General features: G+C 71.6%; 2 protein-coding genes. Both read right to left on the bottom strand.

Annotation, left to right across the window (positions count from 1 at the left end):
- The coding region (locus DLJ58_RS33635) for an SGNH/GDSL hydrolase family protein (protein WP_244219240.1) at positions 1–720 on the bottom strand (720 nt) is incomplete at its 3' end.
- 394 nt (positions 721–1,114) lie between these two features.
- Positions 1,115–2,113 (bottom strand): acetylxylan esterase, encoded by a 999-nt coding sequence (locus DLJ58_RS33630; protein ID WP_124863167.1) that lies wholly within the window; start codon positions 2,111–2,113, stop codon positions 1,115–1,117.
- Between the last annotated feature and the right edge of the window lie 22 nt (positions 2,114–2,135).

Raw genomic sequence — 2,135 nt, 5'->3', positions numbered from 1 at the left:
GTACGACGCCCTCCGTGCGGTGCCCGGCAGCATCGGGGGCGTGGTGGGCGGCGGAGTGGTCGGAGGGGTGTCGCCCCCGATGCTGCCGGGCACCGCACGGAGGGCGTCGTACCAGGCGGCGGCCATCTTGCGGTAACCGGTGGCGTTCGGGTGCACCCCGTCGGCCAGGTCGCTGAGCGTCAAGGCGCTATACATGTCGACCAGGTGTACGCGTTTACCGGCGGCGGCCCTGCTCTGCACGATCCCCGGGATCGCGGCGTTGTAGCCCCGGACCTGGTTGTCCGCGCCGGACTTCGGGATGATCGTCGCGACGAACACGTCCGCGTTCGGGGCGGTGTTGGTGATCCGGTCGACGAGCGTGGCCAGCCGGGACGGGGCACCGGACGTGTCGCCGTACATGTCGTTGGTGCCGATGTGCAGGAGCACGGTCCGCGGGTTCGTGGCCCGCAACCAGTTCACCACGTTGGCGTCGATCTGGGCGATCGTCCAGCCGGAATGGCCCTGGTGGTCGTGGTCGCCGAGGCTGGCTGGCCCGTTGAACTGGGAGCCGACGAAGTCGATCCGGTAGCCACCGGACGTGAACCGCTGCCACAACTCGATCCGGTACCCGCCAGGAACGTTGAATCCGTCGGTGATCGAGTCGCCGAGCGGCATCACGCGTACGCCGCCGTTGGATTCGGCGCTCGCGGGAGTGGTCGCGATCGGTACGGCCGCGACCATGGCGGCGACGGTGGCGAGGGCCGTCCACCATCGACGGGCCCGCCGGGGCCTCGACGTCGGTGCGCTGCCGGTCGGTGTGGGAGGGACGGGTTGGCCAAGCGTTGGACTGCGCATAGGACTTCCTCTGGTGGGGTGCGCGACATTGGCGGCCACTGGGAAGAGGGCCGCCGCCATGACGCGGTACGCGGAGGTGGGGTGCGCGGCACGACCAAGAACCCGGACGTTTGCACTGGTGGTCGTCGCGGTGTGGCGGGCGCCGGCCGTCGAGGATCTGGCGCGACGAGCCGATGAGCCGTGGCGGAGATGTGCCCTGCACCTCGCCTGACGCACCATAGCGTGTTATCGCTAACATCGGCAACGCATCAACGTTCGACAATGCTTCGGAGTGAACCGCTCATCTGCGGGCGGGGTGGAGCACCGAGCCCAGCCAGCGCAGCTGACGCCGGACGTGGACGGCCTCGCCGCCCTCATGGCCGTTGAACGGGTAGACGTGCATCTCCCGCTCGGGCGGGACCGGCCTCCCGTTCGCGGCGCCGTAGTGGTTGTAGGCGGCGAAGGCGGTTCGCGGTGGGCAGACGGTGTCGCGTTGGCCGACTCCGAAATGTGCCGGCGCCGTCGCCCGACGCGCGAAGCTCACGCCGTCGACATAGGACAGGGTGCGCCACACCGCCTCCTCGACCTCCCGGTGCACCGCCAGGTACCGGGCGATCTCGCCGTACGGCGCGAGGTCGGTGAGCGCGACGGCCCGGCGCGTGTCGCACAGGAACGGGGCGGTGGTCAGCACCGCGCTGAGATTCCCGACGAGACCCGCCACCGCCAGTGCGATGCCGCCGCCCTGGCTGTTGCCGACCACGGTGACCTGGTCACCCTCGACCCCCGGCAGCGCGCGGACCGTCTCGACCGCCCGCACCGCGTCGGTGATCAGGCGGCGGTAGTGGTAGTCGCGTGGGTCGAGGATCCCCCAGGTGACCGGCCAGGGCCCGCCGGGCGCGCCGTGCGGGTCGGGGGTGTCCCCGGCGCCGTGCTGCCCCGCCTGGCCCCGGTTGTCCATCAGCAGGTGCGCGTACCCGGCCACCGCCCAGGTCGGCCGTTCGTGGGGCAGGCCGCGCCCGCGACCGTAGCCGGCGTACTCGACCACGGCCGGCAGCGGCTCTTGAACACCGGCGGGGCGGGTGTACCAGGCGCGGACCGGGTCACCGCCGAAGCCGGCGAACGTGACGTCCCAGGAGTCGAGCAGCCGCAGGTCGGTGGGTTCGGGGCGGACGTCGACGAGCACCGGCACGGCGGCCGCCTCGGCGAGTGTGTCCCGCCAGAACTCGTCGAAGTCGTCGGGTTCGGCGACCTCGGGTGCGTACCGCTGAAGGTCGTCGAAGGTGGAGGCGGAGTGGGGCACGGGTCCTCGCAGGGGCCGGGGT

It is taken from the genome of Micromonospora arida (genome assembly GCF_003857035.1).
Classification (GTDB): domain Bacteria; phylum Actinomycetota; class Actinomycetes; order Mycobacteriales; family Micromonosporaceae; genus Micromonospora; species Micromonospora arida.
This window is presented reverse-complemented; position numbering and strand designations above follow the sequence as displayed.